Origin of the sequence: Sorangium sp. So ce145 (genome assembly GCF_051525985.1) — a bacterium.
In the GTDB taxonomy this organism is placed as follows: Bacteria; Myxococcota_A; Polyangia; order Polyangiales; family Polyangiaceae; genus Sorangium; species Sorangium cellulosum_B.
Window position 1 is genome coordinate 7,869,266 of the sequence record NZ_CP150315.1, and the last position, 22,349, is coordinate 7,891,614.

At 71.5% G+C, this 22,349-nt stretch carries 15 protein-coding genes and 15 tRNA genes; 5 read left to right on the forward strand and 25 right to left on the reverse strand.

Annotated elements, in window-relative coordinates:
• Nucleotides 1–221 precede the first annotated feature (221 nt).
• Nucleotides 222–1,364 carry a formylglycine-generating enzyme family protein gene (locus WMF34_RS28860; RefSeq protein ID WP_437989821.1) on the forward strand — a complete coding sequence of 381 codons (1,143 nt, stop codon included), beginning with the start codon at nt 222–224 and terminating at the stop codon, nt 1,362–1,364.
• 9 nt (nt 1,365–1,373) lie between these two features.
• Here the strand turns inward: WMF34_RS28860 and WMF34_RS28865 are convergent, their stop codons facing one another.
• Entirely contained in the window at nt 1,374–1,775 is a 402-nt protein-coding gene (locus WMF34_RS28865; RefSeq protein ID WP_437989822.1) for a hypothetical protein, read from the reverse strand.
• Nucleotides 1,776–2,106: 331 nt separating this feature from the next.
• Here WMF34_RS28865 and WMF34_RS28870 point away from each other — a divergent pair, with 331 nt between their 5' ends.
• The 3 genes from WMF34_RS28870 (at nt 2,107) to WMF34_RS28880 (ending at nt 6,150) form a co-directional block, all read left to right on the forward strand.
• On the forward strand, nt 2,107–3,699 hold the full coding sequence (locus WMF34_RS28870) for a DUF4215 domain-containing protein (RefSeq protein WP_437989823.1): 1,593 nt from the start codon (nt 2,107–2,109) through the stop codon (nt 3,697–3,699).
• A 54-nt stretch (nt 3,700–3,753) separates the two neighbouring features.
• Nucleotides 3,754–4,800 carry a hypothetical protein gene (locus tag WMF34_RS28875; protein WP_157906973.1) on the forward strand — a complete coding sequence of 349 codons (1,047 nt, stop codon included), beginning with the start codon at nt 3,754–3,756 and terminating at the stop codon, nt 4,798–4,800.
• A 774-nt stretch (nt 4,801–5,574) separates the two neighbouring features.
• Nucleotides 5,575–6,150 carry an HPF/RaiA family ribosome-associated protein gene (locus WMF34_RS28880; RefSeq protein WP_012238225.1) on the forward strand — a complete coding sequence of 192 codons (576 nt, stop codon included), beginning with the start codon at nt 5,575–5,577 and terminating at the stop codon, nt 6,148–6,150.
• A gap of 59 nt (nt 6,151–6,209) precedes the next feature.
• Here the strand turns inward: WMF34_RS28880 and WMF34_RS28885 are convergent, their stop codons facing one another.
• The 21 genes from WMF34_RS28885 to WMF34_RS28985 all read right to left on the reverse strand — a co-directional run bounded on the left by WMF34_RS28885 (nt 6,210) and on the right by WMF34_RS28985 (nt 16,479).
• Nucleotides 6,210–8,426 (reverse strand): protein kinase domain-containing protein, encoded by a 2,217-nt coding sequence (locus tag WMF34_RS28885; RefSeq protein ID WP_437989824.1) that lies wholly within the window; start codon nt 8,424–8,426, stop codon nt 6,210–6,212.
• 113 nt (nt 8,427–8,539) lie between these two features.
• On the reverse strand, nt 8,540–9,025 hold the full coding sequence (locus WMF34_RS28890; RefSeq protein ID WP_437989825.1) for an HNH endonuclease: 486 nt from the start codon (nt 9,023–9,025) through the stop codon (nt 8,540–8,542).
• Between the two features lie 93 nt (nt 9,026–9,118).
• Nucleotides 9,119–9,191: transfer RNA gene (locus WMF34_RS28895), tRNA-Leu, on the reverse strand.
• Between the two features lie 4 nt (nt 9,192–9,195).
• Nucleotides 9,196–9,277 (reverse strand) — tRNA-Leu (locus WMF34_RS28900).
• A 15-nt stretch (nt 9,278–9,292) separates the two neighbouring features.
• Nucleotides 9,293–9,366: transfer RNA gene (locus WMF34_RS28905), tRNA-Pro, on the reverse strand.
• Nucleotides 9,367–9,411: 45 nt separating this feature from the next.
• Nucleotides 9,412–9,485 (reverse strand) — tRNA-Pro (locus tag WMF34_RS28910).
• Between the two features lie 86 nt (nt 9,486–9,571).
• Nucleotides 9,572–9,645, reverse strand: a tRNA-Glu gene (locus WMF34_RS28915).
• A 98-nt stretch (nt 9,646–9,743) separates the two neighbouring features.
• Nucleotides 9,744–9,814: transfer RNA gene (locus WMF34_RS28920), tRNA-Gly, on the reverse strand.
• Between the two features lie 178 nt (nt 9,815–9,992).
• Nucleotides 9,993–10,064: transfer RNA gene (locus WMF34_RS28925), tRNA-Ala, on the reverse strand.
• Between the two features lie 151 nt (nt 10,065–10,215).
• Nucleotides 10,216–10,285, reverse strand: a tRNA-Trp gene (locus WMF34_RS28930).
• A 4-nt stretch (nt 10,286–10,289) separates the two neighbouring features.
• A tRNA-Asp gene (locus WMF34_RS28935) sits at nt 10,290–10,361 on the reverse strand.
• Nucleotides 10,362–10,368: 7 nt separating this feature from the next.
• Nucleotides 10,369–10,492 (reverse strand) — tRNA-OTHER (locus tag WMF34_RS28940).
• Nucleotides 10,493–10,567: 75 nt separating this feature from the next.
• A tRNA-Arg gene (locus WMF34_RS28945) sits at nt 10,568–10,639 on the reverse strand.
• A gap of 184 nt (nt 10,640–10,823) precedes the next feature.
• Nucleotides 10,824–12,503: a TROVE domain-containing protein gene (locus WMF34_RS28950; protein ID WP_437989826.1), complete on the reverse strand. Its 1,680-nt coding sequence runs from the start codon at nt 12,501–12,503 to the stop codon at nt 10,824–10,826.
• A 99-nt stretch (nt 12,504–12,602) separates the two neighbouring features.
• Nucleotides 12,603–12,677: transfer RNA gene (locus WMF34_RS28955), tRNA-His, on the reverse strand.
• A 12-nt stretch (nt 12,678–12,689) separates the two neighbouring features.
• Nucleotides 12,690–12,762 (reverse strand) — tRNA-Pro (locus tag WMF34_RS28960).
• Nucleotides 12,763–12,861: 99 nt separating this feature from the next.
• Nucleotides 12,862–12,933, reverse strand: a tRNA-Asn gene (locus WMF34_RS28965).
• Between the two features lie 95 nt (nt 12,934–13,028).
• Nucleotides 13,029–13,102, reverse strand: a tRNA-Lys gene (locus WMF34_RS28970).
• A 441-nt stretch (nt 13,103–13,543) separates the two neighbouring features.
• Nucleotides 13,544–13,927 carry a hypothetical protein gene (locus WMF34_RS28975; RefSeq protein ID WP_437989827.1) on the reverse strand — a complete coding sequence of 128 codons (384 nt, stop codon included), beginning with the start codon at nt 13,925–13,927 and terminating at the stop codon, nt 13,544–13,546.
• A 129-nt stretch (nt 13,928–14,056) separates the two neighbouring features.
• Complete coding sequence (locus WMF34_RS28980; RefSeq protein ID WP_437989828.1) at nt 14,057–15,319, reverse strand: hypothetical protein; 1,263 nt, start codon at nt 15,317–15,319, stop codon at nt 14,057–14,059.
• A gap of 92 nt (nt 15,320–15,411) precedes the next feature.
• A complete protein-coding gene (locus WMF34_RS28985) occupies nt 15,412–16,479 on the reverse strand; it encodes a protoporphyrinogen/coproporphyrinogen oxidase (RefSeq protein WP_437989829.1) in 1,068 nt (355 codons plus the stop codon).
• A gap of 196 nt (nt 16,480–16,675) precedes the next feature.
• Here WMF34_RS28985 and WMF34_RS28990 point away from each other — a divergent pair, with 196 nt between their 5' ends.
• Nucleotides 16,676–18,394 carry an NAD-dependent malic enzyme gene (locus WMF34_RS28990; protein ID WP_437994673.1) on the forward strand — a complete coding sequence of 573 codons (1,719 nt, stop codon included), beginning with the start codon at nt 16,676–16,678 and terminating at the stop codon, nt 18,392–18,394.
• 49 nt (nt 18,395–18,443) lie between these two features.
• Here the strand turns inward: WMF34_RS28990 and WMF34_RS28995 are convergent, their stop codons facing one another.
• The 3 genes from WMF34_RS28995 to WMF34_RS29005 all read right to left on the reverse strand — a co-directional run bounded on the left by WMF34_RS28995 (nt 18,444) and on the right by WMF34_RS29005 (nt 22,321).
• A complete protein-coding gene (locus tag WMF34_RS28995; RefSeq protein ID WP_012238232.1) occupies nt 18,444–18,857 on the reverse strand; it encodes a hypothetical protein in 414 nt (137 codons plus the stop codon).
• Between the two features lie 153 nt (nt 18,858–19,010).
• On the reverse strand, nt 19,011–20,489 hold the full coding sequence (locus tag WMF34_RS29000) for a hypothetical protein (protein WP_231864300.1): 1,479 nt from the start codon (nt 20,487–20,489) through the stop codon (nt 19,011–19,013).
• Between the two features lie 170 nt (nt 20,490–20,659).
• The gene (locus WMF34_RS29005) at nt 20,660–22,321 is read right to left on the reverse strand and encodes a Ppx/GppA phosphatase family protein (RefSeq protein WP_012238234.1); all 1,662 of its coding nucleotides are present in this window, start codon (nt 22,319–22,321) and stop codon (nt 20,660–20,662) included.
• Nucleotides 22,322–22,349 lie beyond the last annotated feature (28 nt).

Consider the following 22,349-nt stretch of genomic DNA (forward strand, 5'->3'; position numbering starts at 1 on the left):
GCAGGTCGGCCGGAAGGGGCGGCCGTCGTCACGCCGGCCCGTTCGTTCCAGAAGAGTGAAGAGCGTCGAGCGCGGCCATACCGCTGGAGTCGGCGCGGCCGCGCGCGTCGCCGGGAAAGATCGCGGGCGCGCGCCGCGGTGGACAGCGCGGGGAGATTGGCCAAAGAGGAGATATGAAGAGCAAGCGCACGCGTCGGTGGTGGTGGGCGGCATCGGCCTGCATGGCAAGCGGCTGCACGGCGATGCTGGGGCTGGACAAGGACTATCACCCGTTCGAAGGCGCAGGCGGCGACACCGCCTCCGGCGGAGGCGACGCAAGCTCGGGCCGCGGCGGCGCCGGCAATGGCAGCGGCGCCGGCGAGTGCACGCGCGGCGACGCGCGGTGCTCGGACAACCGGCGAGAGCGGTGCAACGACCGCGGTCAGTGGGACGCCCCGGAGCCGTGTCCTGCGGAGGCGCCCGTGTGCAGCGGAGGGGCGTGCACGACGCCCCCGAGCTGCGAAGGGCTGCCATCGACGTGCGGGCCGAGCGAAAGCGAGAGCTGCTGCGCGAGCGCGGTGGTGCCCGGGGGGACATTCGACCGCGGCAACGATGCTGCATATCCAGCGACGGTGAGCGACTTCCGGCTGGATCGCTTCGAGGTGACGGTGGGGAGGTTCCGGAAGTTCTTCGAGGCGTACCCCGGCAGCCAACCCGCGGCCGACGCGGGAGCGCGCCCGGGCATCCCGGGGAGCGGGTGGAACCCGGCCTGGAACAGCGAGCTGCCCACGGACGCGGCGGCGCTGCGAGCAGCGGTGATGTGCAATCCGGACAACGCGGACATGCGGACGTGGACGGACGAGGCGGGCGCCCAGGAGCACTTGCCGATGAACTGCGTGAGCTGGTATGTCGCCTTCGCGTTCTGCGCGTGGGACGGGGGCCGGTTCCCGACAGAAGCCGAGTGGAACTACGCGGCGGCCGGCGGGGACGAGCAGCGGCAGTATCCGTGGTCGAACCCGCCGGAGTCGACGACCATCGACGCGAGCTACGCCTCCTACGATTGCAGGGAGAGCGCGGCGCCCGGCTGCACGTTCCAGAGCGACTTCAGCGACATCGCGCACGTCGGGTCCCGCTCGCCGAAGGGCGACGGGCGGTGGACGCAGGCGGATCTCGGCGGGAGCATGCGGGAGTGGGTGCTGGATGGGTACGGGGCCTATCCGGCAGAATGCGTCGACTGCGCCAACCTGACGGACACCTCGAACCGGGTGGTCCGCGGCGGGAGCAGCTTCGGCACGCCGAGCTATCTGCTGACGTCGGAGCGGGTCAGCGTCGCGCCGTCGGCGCCCTATTACAGCCTCGGCGTGCGGTGCGCGAGGACGCCTTAGCGGCCGCGCTCAGCCGAAGAAATCGAACGCCATCCCCACGCCCTTGCTGCGCGCGGCGGCGTAGATGACCCGCGCGAGCGCGACGTCCTGCATGGGATGCCCGGATCGAGCTCCTGCTTGCCGGGCGCGTCGGCGCCTATCACGGCGAGGGGCACCGCTGTGGCCGGATCGCTCAGGATGTAGCCCCATCACGGACGGTAAGCCGAAGCGCGCAGGGTTCTTCGGGTGCGAGTTGACCCACTTCACACCAGCCGCGCCGTCGGCGTAGGCCGGCATCGCACGGAGATCACCGTCGTGGGCCGGGAGCCCCGGATAGACCTTCGGCGGCATCGCAGCCTCGCCGCGGCCGTGCGCCGCAAACGCCGCCTCCACCGCGGCGACGGCCGCCTCCATGGCGAGGAGAGACGCCACATCGGGCTGGGAGAGGAGCAGTGTCTTTTCGGGCTTGATCGGACGCGACCGTACGCGAGGGTGCCACCGAACGCACGTGTTCCGGCGGCGGGCCGGTGGGCTCGCATGCTACGCGCGCCGCCTCCGTGCGCCCTCTTTCCGCGAAACGGCCCGCTGTCCGGCGCGGATCGCGCATGACGAGCGCGCGGCAAACGCGGCGCGCCAACGAACACGGATGCCGTGAACCAGGGGTTGGCAGGCGAAGCCGTTGCACTGAAGATGGTGCGGCGCTGCGCCGTGGGGTGGAGTGCACCTCACGTCTCGACAATCTCTCTTCTGGTGGAGCGGGTGGATGAACGTACGACTCGTTGCAGGTCTATTTGTGCTCGCGCTCTCGACGACCGCTGGGTGCGGCGGCGATGACGGCGAACGTGGCGAAGGCGGCTCCGGTGGCGCCGGCGGCGGCTCCGGCGGCGCCCAGCCCACGGGCAGCGGCGCCGGTGCGTCGGGCGCGACCGGCACGGGCGGCAGCGGTGGCGCCGAGCCCGCGGGCTCGGGCGGCAGCGGCGGCGCCGAGCCCGCGGGCACCGGCGGCGCCGGCGGCGCCCAGCCCACGGGCACCGGCGGCGCGGGTGGCACCGAGCCCACGGGCACGGGCGGCTCCGGCGGAGCGAGCCCCACGCCCTATGGAGCGGCGTGCACCAGCGATGCGGCCTGCCCCGAGGACTACTGCATCACCGAGCGCGAGTGGGGATGGCCGTCCGGAGCCTGCGCGGGCCAATGCGATCCCGCCGTGGGAGACTGTCCCAACGGCGGCATCTGTGAAGATTTCGGCGAGGGCCTGGGGTTGTGCCTCCTTCCGTGCGGCGGGCCGGACGATTGCCGCGACGGCTACCGGTGCAGCGAGGTCAGGGGCGAGCGCACCGCGTGCATCCCTGGGTGCACCGAGAACTCGCAGTGCCGGACGCTCGGCGTGTGCGACACGCTCGACGGCCTCTGCAAGCTCGGCGAGACGGACTGCTCCGACGGCGAGGACGACGAGGGCGACGAGCGCGTCGACTGCGCGGACAGCGACTGCACCGCGACCTGCCGCCCGCTCGTCGCCGCAGCCTGCGCGGACGCGGCGCCGGTGACGGCGACGACGATCGAGGGCGATACGTCGCTGGGCACGCGCGTGTTCGAGGGCACCTGCGGGGGCGTGGGGCCCGAGGACGTCCACCTGTTCACGCCTCCCGCTGGGCAATCGGGCACGCTCCGCGTCGTGCTCCAGTCGGGGACGGAGGATCACGTCCTCTACGCCCGCACGGCGTGCGCGGACGGATCCACCGAGCTCGCCTGCCAGAACAAGGTCGCCCCCTCGGGCGCCGGGCCTGAAATCGCGATCGTCGTGAGCAAGGACCAGCAGGTGCCGATCTTCGTCGACGCCGTCACGTCCGCTGGCGCAGGGCCGTATACGCTGGGGCTCTCGTTCTCTCCGGCCACCTGCGGGGACGGCACCGTCAGCCGGCCCGAGGAGTGCGACGACGGCAACACCGTCAACAACGACGGCTGCTCCGCCGCGTGCACCTGGGAGCTCGACAACCTCTGCGCGGACGCGCCCGTGGCCGTCCTGGGCGAGAACCGGGGCGACACGACGAGCGGGACGATGGTGTTCGACGGCAGCTGCACGAGGCCCGGGATGCGGGAGGGGATCCACGCGGTCACGCCGCCGAGCGCTGGCATGCTCAGGGTGGTGATGTCCTCCGAGACCGACCAGGGCTTCTACGTGCGGGCCGGCTGCACGGGCCGCCAGCTGGCGTGCATCGAGGCGCAGATCAAGGGCCGCGACGAGAGGACCGATATCACTGTCGACGGCGGCGTGCCGCTGTTCATCTTCGTCGAGCCGTACAACGCGCAGGACGCCGGCCCCTACACGCTCAACCTCTCCTTCACGCCCGCCCGCTGAGCTCCCGCGCCTCGGAGCGCCCTCTCGCCGGGGCGGATGCGGTACGCTGCGCGCGTGCTCGCCGCCCCGCCTCCGCCTCAGCCACCTCGCCCCGCGCGCTGGCTCACCGCCGCGCTGCTCGCCGTATGCGCGTGTCAGCCGGCCTCGACGCCCCCCGCCCGCGCCTCCCAGGACGCCGCCGCGCCCCCCGGCGCCGCCGGCGCCGCAACGCCGGCGCCTCACGACGGCGCCCCGCCGCCGCGGCCCGCGCCGCCCCCCCGCGGCGGCGACGGGCGGCCCGCGCTGGTGGCCGCGGGCGACGGCGCGGCGCTCGATAGCCGGTCGCCGGTGAGGCTCCCGCCGCCGCCGTTCGGCGCGGCGCTCTTCCGGCGCGCGCCGGCCGGAAGCTCCGCCGCGCCGCGCCTCGTGAAGGTCAGCGAGAAGAAGAACCAGATCACGGACGAGGCGGCATGGTTCACCACGAACGGGCTCGCGCTGCCGATGATCACGCCGGCGCCTGGCGCGGACGCGGCGAGCGGCACCTTCCCCTCCTTCGCTCCCGCGCGCTACCGCGATCAAGCGCTCGTCAAGGCGATCGACCACGGGGACCACAGCGCGCTGCTCTACGGCCCGAGCTTCGCCGAGGCGCGCTTCGTCGCGATCCTCGACGCGGCGCACGCGATCGTCGCCTTCTTCGACTTCGAGAGCTTCCTCATGCCGCCTGAGTTCGAGCCCAAGGAAGCCGGCTTCGTGAAGGGCAGCATCGGCTGGGCCGCGGTCGAGGACGGCGTCCTCTACGTCTCGTCGGGGCACAGGACGTATGCGGCCTCGTCGAAGGGCAAAAACGCCTACCTGTCGGCCATCGAGCTCGCCTCGGGACAGCTCCTCTGGCAGAGCGCGCCGCTCGTCTGCAACGCCGAGAACTTCGTCTTGCATGGAGATCACCTCCTCTGCGGATACGGCTTCACGGCCGAGCCGGATTTCCTCTATGTCCTCGAGCGCGCCACCGGCAAGGTCGTCTCGAAGCTGCCGCTGAAGAGCGGCCCCGAGTTCCTCGTCGAGAAGGACGGCAAGCTCTTCGTCCGCACCTACGACACGGATTACGTCTTCGAGATCCGCTGAAGCGGCGCCCCGACGCGCCGAGGAGCGAGCTCGATCCAAGGGCCACGGCGAGCACGAGGGCGAGCCCGGGCGCACGGCGCAGGCCGGAGGGCAGGCCGAGCGGAGGAGCGCGAGCCGGCGGCGCGGCCGACGCTGGCGGCGCGGCCGACGCTCGCCGCGCGGGCGCTCGCCCTCGTGCTCGCCGTCCTGTCGCTGCTCCTGCGCCGCACGACGACACGACGACGCGCCATGCGCACGTGCTCCCGATCGGCACGGCGGGCGGACCTTCGCGTCGCGCCGCGCTCCGGGAGGGCCCGTCGTGGCCGCCGCCCCTCGCGGCGCCCCCCGCCGCCTCTCGCGGCGCCCCCCAAGGCAGAGCTCGTCTGGACCGGGCGGCGCCGCTCCCGGACTCGACACGCGTGGAGCGCCGACGAGCCGCCATGGAACGACGTGAAGCGCGCCGCACGTCGCAAACTGCCCCAGGAGAGGGCGCCTCGTCGCTTCGTGCCACACCGCCGCGCCACCCTGGAGATCCATGAGGGACGCAAGAACTGGCTCCCTCCGCGCAGAGCCTGCGCCTCCGCGCGCGCGCCTGGCGCGCTCGGCCGTGAAGGAGCGCGCCGCGCGGCGGTTTCGCGGTTGAGCGGCCATGGCAGCGAACTTGCTACCTGATCACGCCGAGCACACGCGAGGTGTTCACGATCGCAGGCCAATCCCTCCGAGCCTGCGCCTCCGGCGAAGCAGACGCATGACCGCAGTGGGGCGTCCCAGCGACGCAGGATGAAAGGAGAGAGCATGCAAGTGGAGCTCACCTTCCGACACATCGGCAAAAGCCCCTCGCTCGAGGAGCTGATCCGGGAGCAAGCGAACAAGATCGAGCGCTTCAACGACCACATCAACAGCTGCGCGGTGGTGGTCGAGCGCGACCACGCGAGCATGGGCACGGGCGGAGAGTACCGCGTGCGCGTCGACCTCCACGTGGCCGGCAAGCACGAGATCGTGAGCGAGGAGCGGGCCGCGAGGAACCTGCTGCCGGCGGCGGTGCGCGACGTGTTCCAGCGCGCCGGTCGCCAGCTCAAGAAGCTCGCGGACGAGCACCGGAGCGAGGTGAAAGCACACCCGGCGCAGGACACGGCCGGCGTGATCTCTAAGCTGTTCAACGACTACGGGTTCATCACGACGATCGATGGTCGGGAGATCTATTTCCACGAGCGAAGCATCGTATCGGCGCCGTTCTCCGATCTGAGGGTCGGCATGGGCGTCGCCTACACCGAGGAGGACGGCGACGAGGGGCCTCAGGCGAGCAGCGTGCGCGTCGTGGACGCGCGCGGCGGCAACCGTGGCCGCGAGGAGATACCTACGCTCAGCTAGCCCGAACGCGCGGGGCTCGGGCGCGCGGCGCGAGCCCCGCCTCCCGCTGTCCGCCGAGGCTATATCGTCGTATCGCGTCGCCACCGCCAGCGGGGCGCCGGCCGAGGCTTCGGCTCCGCCGGAGGCTCGGCCGGCGGCGTCGCGATCTCCTCTCTCTCTTCCTTCGCAGGAGGCATGTCCCCGTCCGCGGGAGGCTCTGGCTGCGGCCGCGCCCTGCGCTGCCGCAGGGCGCACTCCTCGTTCTGCCTCTCCAGCGCGTCGATCTGCGCGGAGGCCTCGTCGAGCCTGCGCTCGAGCAGGCCCACGCGCGTGGACTCGCGCCTCAGCTCCGACAGGGCGGCCCTGAGCTCGTGCTCGCTCGAGCGGAGGGCGGCCCTCACCCTCTCGCGCTCGTCCTCGGCCTGTCCGAGCCGCGCCGACAGGCGCTCGCGGTCGCCCTCGAGCCCGGCGATCTCGCGCTCCATGGCGCTCCTCGACTGCTCGTAGCGCTCGTCGGCCTCCGCCTTCGCGGCGGCCGCGGCCTGCGCCGCGCGCCTCGCGCGGAGCTCGGCGCCCTCGGCCAGGCGCTTCGCCTCGGTCATCGAGTCCCTGGCGGAGTTGGCGCTCTTCGCGTCGTCGCTCGCCTTCATCGCGAGCGCGAGCGCCTCCTCGGTGGCGCGCTGCGCCTCGGTCATCTTCGCGAGGGCCTCCTGCGCGGAGGAGTTCGCGGCCGCCTCGAGGCGGCTGTGCTCCCGCGCGGCGCGCTCGGCGGCCTCGGCCGTCGCGCGCGCCCGCGTCGCGTGCACCCAGAACACCGTGGTCGTCGCGACCATGCCCATCAGGAAGACCACGCCGAGCGCAAGGAGCACCCGCGTGAGCCGCTCGCGGCGGGCCTCCGCGCCGAGGGCCGCGTCGAGGAAGCTGCGCTCCAGGCCCGACAGGTCGTCGATGTCCCGGGCCCACGCGGACAGCTCGTGCAGCGCCTTTCCGCGCGGCAGGAGCCTCGGCGCCCTGCCGCTCGCGACCCACCTCGAGAGCGCCTCGTCGAGCTCCTTCTTCGCCCGGCCGAGCCGGTGCAGCGCCGTCGCCACCTCCGCCATGCGCGGCCGCGCATCGGGGTCGAACGACAGCACCCGGTGGACGAGGGCGACGAGATCGGGCGGCGTGGCGGCGCTCATCGGGGGCGGCCACGCGCCGCGCGGCGCGTCCGGCGTCTGCCCCTCGAGCAGCTCGTAGAGGATGACGCCGAGGGAGTAGACGTCCGCCTTGACGTCGACGCTCCCGGAGTGGCGCTCCTGCTCCGGCGCCATGTAGCTCCTCGTCCCGAGGCCCCACGCGCCTTCCTGCGTGAACGGCATCGTGGGCTGTCCCGCGCCCCCGCCGCTCGACGCGGGCCCGGCGGGCTCGATGGACACGCGCCCCGCGGCAGCGGAGACCACCCCGGGCGGGATCTCGACCGGCGCGGGGGAGGTCTGGATCGCAGGCCTCTCGAGGCTCACGCGAGGAAGGCTCCGGAGCGCGTCGTCCTCTCGCGGGTCGCTCTCCGCCGTCGAGCTCTCTTCGCTCTCCGCCGTCGTGCGCGCGTCGCTCGCAGGGCCGCTCGCGATCCCCGCCCAGCCGGCGGCGCTCTCGGGGTCGGGCGCCATCCCCACCGTCGGCGCGGTCGGCGCCGAGAGCTCGGTGCGGAGCGTGGGCACGGAAGCGGGCGCGATGGAGCCCCTCGCGTCCAGCTCCAGCACCTCGGGGAGGCCGCCCCAGAGGACCTTCGCGATGCCGAAATCGAGGATCTTGACGCGGCTGCCCCCGGGGGCGAGCTCGTCGTCGATCACCATGATGTTCTCCGGCTTCAGATCGCGGTGGACGACCTTGGACGCGTGGGCCGCGGCCATGGCCGACGCGATCTGGTAGCCGAGCCGCACGACCTGCCGCGGCCGATCCGCGGCCGGCACGGCCTGCACCCAGTCGCGCAGCCCCCGCCCGTCCAGGTACTCCATCACGATGTAGGGCGAGCCGTCCTCGAGCTCACCGGAGTCGAAGACACGGACGATGCCGGGGTGGTTGATGATGTTGACGGCGATCGCCTCCTGCCGGAAGCGAGCCACGACGTCCGGCCGGCGGGCGTAGTCGCCGAGCAGCACCTTGATCGCCGCCCGCGCCCGCGTCTTCGGGTGCCGCGCCCGGAAGACGCGCCCCATCCCGCCGCGGCCGAGCTCTCCCTCGATGAGCCAGCCCCGCAGGATCGCGGGGAACGGCGCGTCCTCGTCCTCCGCGCGGCCTTCGGCCTGACGCGTCTCCATGCCTGGCCATCCTGCACCCGCGCGGCCGCCGGCGGAAGCCCCGACGCGCGCCGACGCGCCCGACCCGCCGTCTGCACGACGGGCCGCGGGCGCGCCGGCGCGAGGGGCTCAGCTCACCCCGAGCTCGCGCAGTAGCCTGCCCACACCTCCGGGATGCGCCGCTCGCTCAGGCCCATGACGGGCGCGGGCGGCAGCCACTTCGGCTTCACGGGGGCGCGGAGCAGCTTCATGCCGGCCTGCTCCGGGGTACGCCCCCGCTTCGCCGAGTTGCACGCGTAGCAGGAAGCGACGATGTTGTCCCAGACGGTCTTGCCACCCTGCACACGCGGGATGACGTGATCGTAGTTGAGCTCACGGGCCACCTTCTGCACGCCGCAGTACTGGCAGCGGAAGCCGTCGCGCAGGAGGACGTTGAGCCGCGAGAACTTCACGCCGCGCTTCATCCCAAGCGTCGGCCGCTTCAGCCGCACCACCGCGGGCGCCTTGATGGAGAGCGACGGCGACCGGATGACGTCGTCGTACACCTCGATGACCTCCACCTTGCCCAGGAAGCTCATCGTGACGGCGGTCTGCCAGGGGATGACCTTATGGGGCACCATCCATGGCGTCAAAAGCAGCGTCTGCGCGGTCATGGCCCACCTCTCTATCGTCTCTTTCTCTTCATGACGTCACTCCAGGTTAGACGCAATCGGTGCCCGGGGAGGGAGTCGAACCCCCAGATGGCTGGGTCTAAGCCAGCAGCGTTTGCCGTTTCGCCACCCGGGCAGGGTGTCACCGGTGGGACTCGAACCCACATACCCCGAAGGGCGCAGGATCTCAGCCTGCCACGTATGCCGTTCCGTCACGGTGACGTCCGCGCGACGCGGTCTGAGTGGGAGGATTCGAACCTCCAGCCCCCGGCTCCCCGAGCCGGTGCTCTACCAGGTTGAGCCACACCCAGAGGGTCTTCGTCGCGCGTCGCGGCGGAGCAGTCGCCCCTCCGCGGTCTGGGTGGGGGGATTCGAACCCCCAGTCCCCGGCTCCCGAAGCCGGTGCTCTACCAGGTTGAGCCACACCCAGAAATCTATCCTCAAGATGGAATTGGCAGGCTCGCCCGCTCGGGCGCGGGCGCCCAAAGGCGCACGCTGGCGAGCGGAGCGGCCCGGTGTCCCCAGCGGGATTCGAACCCGCGCCTCCGGAGCGAAAATCCGGCCGCCTGAGCCTCTAGCGAGATGGGGACAGGGACACATGATAAGCGCTGAACAGGAGAGCCGACCTGCGGCCCCGGCGCCGCGACGTCGCGGGCGCAGAGCGCCGCGAGGGGCGGCCCCTGACAGGAGCGGTGGAGGAGAATCGAACTCCCATCGCGAGCCTGGCACGCTCGCACTCTACCGTTGAGCTACCACCGCGGGTTCATCGAAAAAAGAGGCGGGCCGCCGGGCGCCGCGCGCCCGCACATCGTGTGCGGCCGCCGGACGGCGGCCCGCCTCGGCAACGAGACGAACGAACGGGCAAAGGGCGCCGTGGGGAGGCCCCAAGGGGGAACTGCCAAGCGGCATGGTAACCCACGAGCATTGGCCCGTCCGGTGGAGCGACGAGGGGTCGAACCTCGATCCCTGCCGTGCGAAGGCAGTGTTCTCCCGGTTGAACTATCACCCCGAGCCAGCGGCTCTGGCGTCAGATCTTCATCATCGAACATCCATCTCCTTGTCTCCCCACGTCCCTTATCTCATTTACCTCCTTTACCTCCTCGTCCATTGGACGATCACTCATCGTTCTTATTGGGTTCATCGCGCTCCTTTCTTTGCGGCGGGGCGTGAAGGAATCGAACCTTCTCGCAGGAGTTTTGGAGGCTCCGCCGTCTCCATGACGCACACCCCGAGGCGCCCCCGAGGAGGATCGAACTCCCCTCACCTGATCGACAATCAGGCTGCCTCACCAGATGCATACGAGGGCAAACCAGCGCCGCCGACGGGATTCGAACCCGCGTCATCCAGATGGATGGTAACCGTCCTCCTTCGGCCCGGATCGGGCAAACGGGTGGAGAGCGGAATGTCAGGTGCTCTACCAGGCTGAGCTACGGCGGCAAGGTCGGGATCCGAGAACCGTCGTCCTTCGGCCCGGAGCGGGCGAGAGAGCGGGCGACGGAGAGGAGATCCCGGCGCCCCCGGCGGGACTCGAACCCGCATCGACCGGCTTCGTAGGCCGGCCCCTATCCATTCGGGCTCGGGGGCAGTTGCTGAGAGCGGAACGCTGGAGTCGAACCACGAGAACTGTCCCTCCGAGGCCCGGGAGATCCCGGGCAAAGGGTGAAGGACAGGTGCCATCCATCATGGCGGCGTCCCGCAAAAGGAGGGCGCTCGTGAGGCGCCCTCGTCGGACGGACGGGCCGGCGGAGCCCGTCCGTCACGCTGCCTGTCACGAGACACCCCGGGTGAAATCCGCCATCACCTGGGGGGCCGCCCCGTCGAACCCCACGACATCGAGCATGCCGGGGTCCGTGGGATCGGCGATCGAGAAGCCGGTCGACGTCATGCCGACGACGATCAGCCGGGCCGGTCGGCCCATCGCCTGCCGGTATTCCCTGAGCGCCTGGAACGGGTGAACGCCGCCCGCCCAGGTCTCGTTGTCCGTGTAGATGACGAACGCGTCGACCTCTACCCGGTTCCGCTTCGCCCAGACCATCGGCAACGCGCAGTCGGTGCCGCCGAAGGGCAGGCCATTCACCGCGCGCAGCACGTCGTCGAGGCGCTGCTCCGGCGATATCGCCAGCGGCGTGAGGCCGGAGACGCCCCCGCCCCACTTGCCGCCGTATCCGCCCGGCGCCGCCGAGAAGCCGACGACGCCGTACTCGCGCTCGATCCTCGCCGTCGCCATCGCCATGGCTGCGCTCGCCACGCGCGGCGTCAAGCCAGGGACGCCGGCGATGGATCCGCTGGTCATGGACCCGGAGATGTCGAGCGCCAGGAGGTGCTTCTTCCCCGTCGGCTCGACCTCCCGGAACGCGAGGTAGAACGCCTCGTTCAGCGCGTCGACGACCTCGCGGACCGGGGTCCACGAGAGCGCGTTGGCGCGCCGGCGAGCGCGCTCGCCGTGGCCCTGCTCATAGACCTTGAGGGCCGAGAGCACGGCGATGGGGTGGATCCGGGCCGCGCGCAGGCGCCCGGCGTCGGTGAGCTGTCGCGCCACCCTGCGGGACGCGTCGCTCATCGGCGAGAGCAGGCCGATCGCGGTCATCTTTCCCAGGTTCCGGAGGAGCGCTGTCTGAGGCATGTGCTCGAGCAGCGCCTCCCAGACCGCGGGGTCGTTCTTCCACTCGGTCAGGAGCATCTCGTGCGTGAAGCGATGCTGCCTGATCAGCGCGGTGACCTGCTTGCGGTTGGTCGCCGCGCGGAGCGACTCGAACGCGCGCACCGCGTCCGGCAGATCGCTCATCGGCAGCGCCTTGCCGCGCGCCGACTCCTTCCCGAGCGCCTCGATGCCGCCGACGATCCAGCGGTAAAGGGCGTCGTGCTGCGGGGTCGGCGCGACCGGGTGCGCGAGCCGCAGGAGATCGCGGTGGCTGAAGCCGTCGCGCTGCTGGTACTTCATCGCCTGGTACGCGACCCTGTCGACGGGCTTGTCGTTGTACCAGGCGGCGACGGCGGACCGGAGCCCGCGCCCCCACTTGCGGAACCCCTGCACATCACGAGTGAAGTGGAAGAGATCCGTCCCCGTGCGGCACACCTCGGGCAAGGCCGCGAGGGCGGCCTGACGGGTCTCGAGCTTCGCGTCGGCGGCGGCGATCGCGAGCGCGAAGATCGCGGGCGCGTTCTTCGGCGCTCGCCCCGAGCTGCTGATGTCGACGATGCGCTGCACGGCGCGGGGCCCGTCCGCGGCGAGGCACGCCTCGACGGCGCGGGCGTTCTCCACCGTGAGCTTCCGCTCGGTCGCGTAGTAGGTCCCCCCCTCGGCGCCGAGGATCAGCCAGCGGTCGAGCCTCGCCCACGCGTCGAGGGCGAAGGCGAAGCCGCCGGCGCCGTTCTTCACCTGATCGGCGCGGGCCTTCTGCCGCTGCGGGGTGACCAGCGCGGCGAAGTGCTTCAGATAATCGGCCATCACACCACCTCCGGCCCGGGCCCCCGGGCAAAAGAGGACGGATAAAAGAGCGCGCTCGGGTTGATCTCCCAAAGATAACCGAGCCCGTTCGACCCGTCCTGGGTGGGCGTACGGGGATCGAACCCGCCTCCGCAGGGTCACAACCTGCCCTCTTCACCAGAAGAGAAACACCCACGCAAACCATCGTCGGGATGGCCGGAATCGAACCGGCGGATCTCCTCACCCCAGATGAGGCGCCTTTCCACTAGGCTACATCCCGCAGCACCCGCTCGAACGAGGCGCCGACGCGCCCCCGGCCGGCGGCGAGCCGGCGCCTCGCGTGAGCGAAACGGGCCTGCCTCCCGCGGTGGGGGCGCGGCTCCGGCGGGAGGAATCGAACCTCCAACCACCCGCTTAACAGGCGGGCGCTCTACCATTGAGCTACACCGGAACATGGAGGCGCAGCGCGCCTCCATCTACATCATCCTGGATTGTCACAGATCAGGTGTCCCCCATTGCCGGCGCGGCTGCGCCGGCGAGGACAGGTGGACCCGAGAGGAATCGAACCTCCAACCGTCCGCTTAAGAGGCGGCTGCTCTATCCAGCTGAGCTACGGGTCCGCGCGGAGGGCACACCTCCGCATGGCCTGCTGTGTCAGCAAGCCAATACACGTCGACCATTCCGCGAAAGCATTACCCGGCGCCGTGAACGCGCGCCGCGGCGCTCATCCTCGAATCGAATGCTCCCAACGCATTCTCTGCCGCGCCTCCTTTCTCCGGGCGCAACTCCCCCACCACGGCACGCGACGACGTCGCGCGCTGCGCGCAAGACAACTCATCTCCTCAACTCGCCGGCAGCCGGCGATCCACAGTAGGCCGACAGCCAACAGCAGATCTCCAGCCCACCAGCAGGCCGACAGCCCACGGCAGATCTCCAGCCCACGAGCGGGCCGATCGCCGCAACGAGCCGACAGCCCACAAGCCCCCAGAACGCCGAAGGCCGCCTGGGTTTCCCGAGGCGGCCTTCGCGAACGTCGTCGATCGACGCGTGCTTAGCTGCCTCTAGGCGCTATTCTCCGGGTTACCGAGCTTCCGCGACGGACGGAGGCCGCAAGGGTAGCCTGGATTATGCGCCCAATGTTCACCACCCAGCAGGCGAGCCCATGCCATGGCCGCATCGGGCGTTCCCGACTTGGACAGGATGGTGACGAGCTGCAGGTTGTCGCGGCGGCTGAACATGGCGAATCCTCGTGTTCCGATTAAGTACTCCCCTTGGACGGGCTGCGCAACAGAAAAGTTCCTCGAGTCGATTGTTTTTTTCGTCGCCTTCGTCGCCTTCAACGACTTCAACGCCTTCGATACTGGCGCTCCCTCGGCGATCGCCGGTCCGAGCGCGTCGGTGCAGTCCTCAGTGCAGTCCTCGGTGCAATGGAAGTGCCACGCCATTGTCTGTTTCCAGGCGCCCGCCCTGGACCTGGATATGCCGAGGGCGTCACGCACGACCCACGACGGCGCTCAGGCCCCCTGAGCCGGGAGCGACAGCAGCAGGCGACGGCGCGCAGCGCACCTCGTGGCCTATTTCGTGCTGACGTTAGCGCTGGCGCTGGCGCTGGGGCTGGCGCTGGCGCCGAGCCGAACTCGCTCGTTGCAGCCGCCGCCAGAGACGACCAGCTCACCGCCCTGCACCTTCACGTCGGCCTCGCTCCCGGCCGGCCAGCGCAGCGCCACGATCGCCCGGCCGGTGCGCGGGTCATAGAAGGTCCGCTCGCGGTAGCTCGCACCGTCCCGACAGCGCATCTCGCCATCGACCTCTCCGTCGTAGACCGCGCCCGCGCCGTTGAAGTTGCTCTCGACCACGAGCAGCCCCCCCTCGACCGAGCCGCTCACGCTGCGTATCCCATGGCAGTGCGCGGGCCAGCCCCCCGAATGACCGCCGTTCACGACCAGGAACCCGTCCGGCTTGCGGGGGAAGACCACATGGTTGGTGTGGTGCACGTACATCATGTAGTCGCGAGGGAATACCCACGGCGGATCGCCGGCGCACGGGCTGTCCGCCCACCGCGAGTCGGGCCTGCACAGGCGCTCTCGCGCCGCCGCCTCGCTCGTCGCCTCGCCGGGCGCCTCCTCGGCGGTGCCGATCCGCGCGAGGAGCTCGGTCCACTCCTTCACGAGCTCGGCGCCCTCGAGGTCGGCCTTGCGGACCTCCACGGTGCACGTCGATCTGCCGGCGAGCTTGCCGCGCGTCGCCGCCGAGGGCTTGAGCAGGTGCGCGTTGGCATAAGCGACCCGGGCCGCCTCGACGTCGCCCGCCCTGTCGCGCAGGAGCCCGAGGTTGAACCAGATCTGGGAGCGCAGCTCGGGATCGCCCGCCCCCGCGAGCGCCGCGTCGAAATCGTCGTCCGCCGCGTCGCTGTCGCCCGCGGTCAGGTGCGCGAAGCCTCGCTCCGCGAGCGCCCGCGCGTCGCTCGGGTCCGCGGCGATCGCCTCGGAGAACGCCTGGATGGCCGCCTTGAAGTCCTGCTTCTTGGTCGCGAGCCGGCCTCTCGCCAGCGCGGCCTTGTACGTGGCGAGCGCCTGCTTCTCCTTCTCGGTGAGCGGGCGCGCGCTCGGCGCGGGCAGGGCCGGCGACGCGGGCAACGCCGACGGCGCCGGTGGCGCGGCGCTGCTCGCCGAAGCGACGGCGGCAGGCGAGCTCGCCGCGACGGGCGGCGCGCTCTCGGCGGTCGGCCGCGGCGGCTGGTCACGGCAGCCCGCGGCCACGCACGCCGCGATGAAGCCGAGCGCGAGGCGCCCCTCGACGTGGCGCGCGCAGCGGCGGCCGGTGACTTCCGTGGTCATGGTGCGCATCCTCGCCCGTCCGGGTCGAGCCTGTCACCGCAGATCGATGCCGGCAGGCCGCGCGGCTCGCAGCGCCGGAGCGCGACAGCGCGCTACAGCGCCCCGACGCGCTCCGCGGCCGCCTCGGCGGAGCGCACGGCGGCGTCGATCCCGGATCCGTGGAACGCCGATCCGGCGAGGAGGACGCCGCTGCCGGCGAGCGCCTGCTCGACCTCCCGGACCCGCGCCGCGTGGGCGGGGGTGGAGACCGGGAGCGCGCTCGACCAGCGCGAGACCCACGCGCGCTCCGAGGGCCCGTGCACGCGCAGCACGCGGGCGAGCGAGGCCTCGGCGCGCGCCGTCCAGGCGTCGTCGCCCATCTGCTCGAGGTCCGCCGGATCCGGGCGGAAGAAGAGGCGAAGCGTGACGTGGCCGGCGGGGGCGCGCTCGGCGAACTTCGAGGTCGTGAACGTGCACGCGCGGAAGCCGTGCGCCTGGTGCCCCGCGGCGACGACGAAGCCGGTGCCGTCGAGCGGGTGCTCGATCGCGGCGCGCGGGTACGCCAGCGAGACCGTCACGCTGGAGAGCGTCTCGGCGCCGCGGAGCGCCCGCCCCGCCTCGCCGAGCAGCGCGGCCGCGCCGGCGGCGTGGGTGGCGAGGACGACCGCGTCGGCGTCGATCTCGGCGCCTCCGGCGAGCGCGAGGCGGAAGCCGCCGGCCACCGGCGCGAGCGAGGCGACCGCTGCGGAGGAGCGCACCTCGACGTGCCCGGCGATCGCGAGCGCGAGCGTCTCGGTCAGCTGCGCCATCCCGAGGCGGAAGGTCCGGATCCCCTTGCCGAGCTCGTCGCGCGGCACCTGGAAGCCGAGGAACTCCGCCGCCTCGCCCGGCGCGAGCTCCCGCAGCGCGACGCCGTCGAAGCCGAACGACCGGTGCGTCTCCTGACCGACGAGATCGCCGGCGATGCCGAGCGCGCTCGCCAGCCCAGGGACTGCCTCGCTCCGCGCGATGAACCCCTCGGCGCCGAGCTCGACGACGAAGCCAGAGGCCCGCTCCGTCCAGAGCTGTCCGCCGACCCGCGGAGCCGCCTCGACGAGCGTCACCTGGTCGCCCGCCATCGCTCGCCGGAACGCAACGATGCACCCGGCCAGACCGCCTCCAATGACGGCAACGCGTCGCATCGCGCCTCTATACCACGAGGCGATAACAATGTGAGAAGCACTGCATCCGGCGAGCAGGATCCGCCCGGGTTCGCCCGCCGGCGATACCCCTGTGAGAAACACTCCATTCACCGACCGGGAACAACTCGAGTTCGCCCGCTTGCAAGCTCAAGGAACGCTCGCCGGCGCGCGCGCATCGGTCTACGATGCCTCCATGGTGAGGATCTCAAAGTATTTCGACGTCAAGAGAGACGCCTATGGCCGCGAGTACATGGAGGTGTACTTCGACGGAATCGCCCTCCTCAGGCTCGTCATGACCAACAAGGGGACGGCCTTCACGCCGGAAGAGCGCGTGAACCTCGGGCTCGACGGGCTGCTCCCGCCGCAGGTCAACACCATGGATCAGCAGCTCGCCCGCGTCTATGGCGGGTTTCGCCGCGAGCCGACGCCGATCGCCAAGTATCAGTATCTGCGGGCGCTCCAGGAGCGCAACGAGATCCTCTACTATGCGCTGCTCAATCGCCACCTCGGCGAGATGCTGCCCATCGTCTACACGCCGACCGTGGGCGAGGCCGTGCAGCAGTTCAACTTCCTCTATCAGAGCGCGCGCGGCGTCTCGTTCTCCCCCGTGAACATCGATCGCGCCGAGCGTGTGCTCGCGAGCTTCCCGTGGGAGGACGTGCGCATGATCGTGGCGACCGACTCCTCCGCGATCCTCGGCATCGGCGACCAGGGTTACGGCGGGCTCGCCATCCCGATCGGCAAGCTCGCGCTCTACACCGCGGGCGGCGGCGTGAGCCCGTTCCACACGATGCCCGTGGTCCTCGACGTGGGGACCGACCGAGCCGATCTCATCGAGGACCCGTTCTACCTCGGTGTTCGCCAGCGCCGCCTGCGCGGCGACGCCTACTTCGACTTCTTCGACAGGTTCGTCGACGCCGTGAAGAGCAGCTGCCCGCGCGCCGTCATCCAGTGGGAGGACCTCTCCAAGGAGGCCGCCTTCTCCGTGCTGGATCGGTACCGGAAGGTGATCCCCTCCTTCAACGACGATATCCAGGGGACAGGGGCAGTCACCCTCGCGGGCGTGGTCGCCGCGTGCAGGCTGCGCGGCGAGCGGCTCAGGGACCAAGCGGTGGTCATCCACGGCGCGGGCGCGGGCGGCGTCGGCGTCGCCTGGGCCATCTGCCAGGGGATGCTCCGCGAGGGGCTCACCGAGGACGAGGCGCTCGCCCGCATCTTTGTCCTCGACTCCAAGGGCCTCCTCGCGAAGGACCGCCCGATGGAGGAGTACAAGCGCAAGTTCGCGCAGGATCCGGGGAAGATCGCCGCATGGAAGAAGGCCGGGGCCGTGCCGACGCTGCTCGAGACCCTCGAGAACACGCGCGCGACCGTGCTCCTCGGGCTGTCCGGGCAGCCGCGCTCGTTCAGCGAGCCCGTGATCAAGGCCATGGCCGCCAACACCCCGCGGCCGGTCATCTTCGCCCTCTCCAACCCGACGAGCGCCTGCGAGGCGCTCCCCGAGGAGATCCTCGCCCTGACCGAGGGCCGCGCGCTCGTCGCGACCGGCAGCCCGTTCCCGCCCGTGGAGCTCGACGGCAAGACCCTCCCCATCGGCCAGGGGAACAACGCCTTCATCTTCCCGGGGCTCGGGTTCGGCTCCATCCTGTCCGACGCGCGCGAGATCACGGACGGCATGGTGCTCGCGGCGGCGTATGCGCTCGTCGACTACACGGCGGAGAAGCACCTCGACAAGGGGCTCATCTACCCGCCCGTGGAGGAGCTCCAGGAGGTCTCCACGCGCGTCGCCATCGCGGTCATCCGCGCGGCGTTCGAGGACGGCGTCGCGAGGAGCAAGAAGGTCGACGCCGGGAACGTCGAGGCCTATGTGAAGGCGCGGTTCTGGCAGCCGAAGTACCTGCCGTTCGTCCGCGGCTAGATCCTTGCGCGGCGGGGCGCCCGCGGCGCGCGCCGCGGGCGGCGCCACCTCAGCCGAGCTGGGACAGGAACTTCCGGAGCTGCTGCGCCTCCACCATCGTCATCACCGGGACGAGCCAGGCCTCGAGCGAGGTGGTGTCGCGAAACGCCTTTCGGCTCGAGTTGTGCGCGTCCCGGATGAGGCGCTCTACCTGGAGCCCCAGGATCGCGTTCGACACCGGCAGCAGGTAGGCCGTCCGGTGCACCGTGGCGTTCTGGATCCGCATCATCTCCAGGAACTTCTCCGCGCTCTCGGGCGCGAGCACGTCGACCTGGAGCAGCTCGATGCAGACAACAGCGCCATGCCGGTTCTGGGTCACGACGCCCTGGATCCGGGCGATGCACGCGTCGACCTCGCCAGTCGGGAGCGGTGATGCGAGCCTCACCTCGATGAGACGACCGGCCCTGTTGTCAACGGAGTACATGAGCGAAATTCACCCTAACGTAGACGTCCGGACCAGAGCGCGTCAATGAACGGCGGTTCCGTGCGGCGCGGCGCCGTACGCACCCCCACGTCATCGACGGTTTTTGTCAGCGCCCTCATCAAGCACCACAGAAAAAACCGTCTGCGACGGCGCTCACGCGTCGGACGAGAAGATCACCTTCCCGGCGCGCGCCTCTTCCTCGGAGGCCGCCTCCCGCTCGGCCTCGAGGGCCTTCGCCTCGGTCTCCAGATCGGGAAAGCGGTACCGGATCCCCTCGCCCGCCTCGAGGTCGACGTCGCCCCCGAGGGCGACCACCTCGCGGGTGATCTCCTCCGAGCGCGGCGGCTCCCCCGCCGCCTCCTGCCACGCCCGCTGGAGCACCGCCTCCGTGATCGGCTCCCGGCCCTGCCGCGCGCCGACGCGGCTAAGGATCGCCCGTAGCACCGCCCGCCGGCCGTTCCGCCGGGCGAGCCTCCGCTGCTTCAGCGGGCGCAGGAGCGCCCGGCCGAGCGGCAGCGCGAAGAGCGCGAGCGAGAAGACGAGCGGCACCACCCCGAGCGCGACCGCCGTCCCCGTGGCGGGCAGCTCCGCCATCGGGACGCCCTGCGCCAGGAGCCCGAGGTTGTCCAGCGTAAGGTGGGCCCCGAGCGCGTAGAGGCTCATCAGCAGGTTGAACCCGTTGAGCGCGACGATGAGCGCGTTCATCCCCGGCCCGTTCCCGGTCAGCGGAGGCAGCTCCTCGCGCTTCGCCCAGACCGGCGCGGGCGCCCGCGCCGGCGCCTCCGCCGCCGTCCGCCGGATCGCCTCGAACCGGTAGACGATGCCCCCCTCCTCGGAGACGTCGACCGTGCCGTCGTAGTCGAGCATCAGCCGCGCCATCCGCGGATCCGCCTCGTCGCGCGAGAGCCCCGTCACGCGCATCACGTCGGCGAGCCCGATCCGGCCCCGCTGCGCGCGGATCTCGGCCAGGATGAGCTTCTCGGCCTCGAGCGGATCGCGCGGCTCGGGCGTCGGGCCGAAGAAGAACCGGTTCACCTTCTCGTAGAAGGGCGTCTCGTCGCGCCGCCGCCCGAGCGCCCCGCGGTGGCCGTGCGACGAGGACCACGCCGGCTCGGACGTCCACACGAACGGCGAGAACGGGTGGAACGTCCAGAAGATCGCGTCGAGGACCAGCCGAAAGAGGAAGTACCCGGCGAACGATCCGGGGACGCCGTCGTGATTGCGGGAGTCGCTGCTCGAGCGGGCGAACAGCTGGGCGATCAGGATCCCGACGAAGATCACGACGTACGCGATCAGCACGATCGCGATCCACGCCCGCACGACGAAGCGAGCCACGCCGGCGGCGACCCGGAGGACGGCCTGGAGCGCGCGCGTGAGGCGCGTGCGGGTCTCCCACGGCTTGGTGAAGCCGTACGGGAAGCGGAAGAGCAGCTCACCTTCGGACGTCGCCTTGAGGTGCCCGCGGTGCTCGCTGACGAGCAGGTGCAGGCCGCTCTCCGCGTCGCGCAGCGGCAGGCCGCTCTTCGCCGACGCGTCGGCGAGCGTCAGATCGCCCGTGTGCCCGCGCAGGGCAGACCTCAGGATGCCGGCGGCGCGGCGGGCCTCCATCAGCTTCGGAGATTTCAGCGTCAACGGTCGCTCGCCCCTGTTCCGCGGCGGCGCAGCCGCGCCCGTCGGTACGGCATCACCGCGCTCCTCCACGGGGGCAGGACCTCCCCCGTGCCGAACTTCATGGTGGCCCGCGGGGCTCCACGCAAAGGCCACGGCGCCTTTTTCGGGCGTCGACCCCGCCCGCGCTCGCGTCAGCCGCCCGCGCTCGCGGCCGGAGGCGGGCGCGATCTCGGCGTGGCGTCGACCATCCGCACCTCCAGGCCGAGCGCGTCGCGCAGCATCCCCGCCTTCGCGACGACCGTCCACTCCTCGAGCGCCCGGTCCTCCGCGCCCTGCACCTCGATCACCAGCGTGTCGCCCTCGATGCGGCCGCTCACCTCCGCGACCTTCGCCCGGTGCTCGCGATCGAGCGCGTCGGCGATGCGGAGGATCGACGCCATGGCCTTCACCTTGGCGCGCGCGTCGCGCGAGAGCGCGCGGAAGTTGTCGTGGTCCATGCTGGGCGGCGACTTCCTGTGGTAGCGCGCGATGTTCGCGACGATCGCGCGCTCCTCCGGGGTCAGGCCCATGAGGTCGCTGTGGGCGATGACGTAATAGCTGTGCTTGTGGTGCCCCTCGTAGCGGACGAAGTCGCCGATGTCGTGGAGCAGGGCCGCCGCGCGCAGGAGGATCCGGTCGCGCTGGCCGAGGCGATGGCGCGGCGCGAGGTCGTCGAACAGCCGCTCGGCGAAGCGGGCCACGAGCGCGCCGTGCTTCTCGTCGAAGTGGTAGCGGCGGCCGAGCCGGACGCAGGCGTCGCTGACCGCGGCGGCCTCGCCGCGGAAGTCGGGGCCGAGGAAGTGGGCGTGGGCGAGATCGACGAGCACGCCCTCCTTGAGCCCGACCCCGGGAGCGACGATGATCCGCTGCGCGAACGCCCGGGCGATGCGGCCCAGGATCGTCGCCGCGGGGACGATGGTGTCGGCGCGGTCCGGGCGCAGGCCGTAGATCTGCGCGCGCTCCTCGGGCGTCTTCGACGCCATCTCGTCGAGCAGGCGGGACATCGCGGCCACGTCGATCGCCCGCCCCTCCGCGGACCCTGCCGGCGCGGGGCAGAGCTCCGCGAGCGTCTCGATGTTGCCGCCCGTGCCGACGAGCAGATCGACCCCCGAGCCCGACCCCTCGCCGAGCAGCTCCACGATCTCGCGCGTGGCCTCGACCATGACGCGATCGACGTACTCCTCGACGAGCCGCCGGTGCCCCGCGTCGACCGGGCGGCGATCCTCGAGGAAGGCCTCGACCATCCGCACCGTCCCCACGGGGAGCGAGCGCGAGAAGACGGCCCCGCGGCCGCGGAGCAGCGTGAGCTCGGTGGAGCCGCCGCCGATGTCGACGAGGAGCGCGGTCCGCTCGCCGAGCGCGACGCGCTCGCGGACGGCGAGCTGGACGAGGCGCGCCTCCTCGATCCCCTCGATGACCTCGATGTGGACGCCGGCCTCGCGCGCGGCGCGCTCGACGAAGAGGTCGCCGTTCTGGGCCTCGCGCGCGGCGCTCGTCGCCACGGCCCGGTAGCGGTCGACCTTGGCCGCATCCATCGCCGTGCGGAAGCGCCGGAGCGCCTCGCAGGCGGCGCCGATGACCCCGGACTCGAGCCGGCCCTTCGTGAACACGTCGTGCCCGAGACGCACCGACGCGCGATCCGCATGGACATCGCGGAACGGGTGGAAGCGCGGCGCGTCGGGCGCGCCGGTCGCGGCCCCGGCGAGCGCCGGATCCCAGCCGGCCCCGAACGCCCCGAGCGCCGGAGGATCGACGTCGACGATGCGAAGCCGGATGGCGTTGGATCCGATGTCGATCGCCGCGAGCCGCGCCATGTCGGGAGAAGTAGCGAAGCTCCGGGCG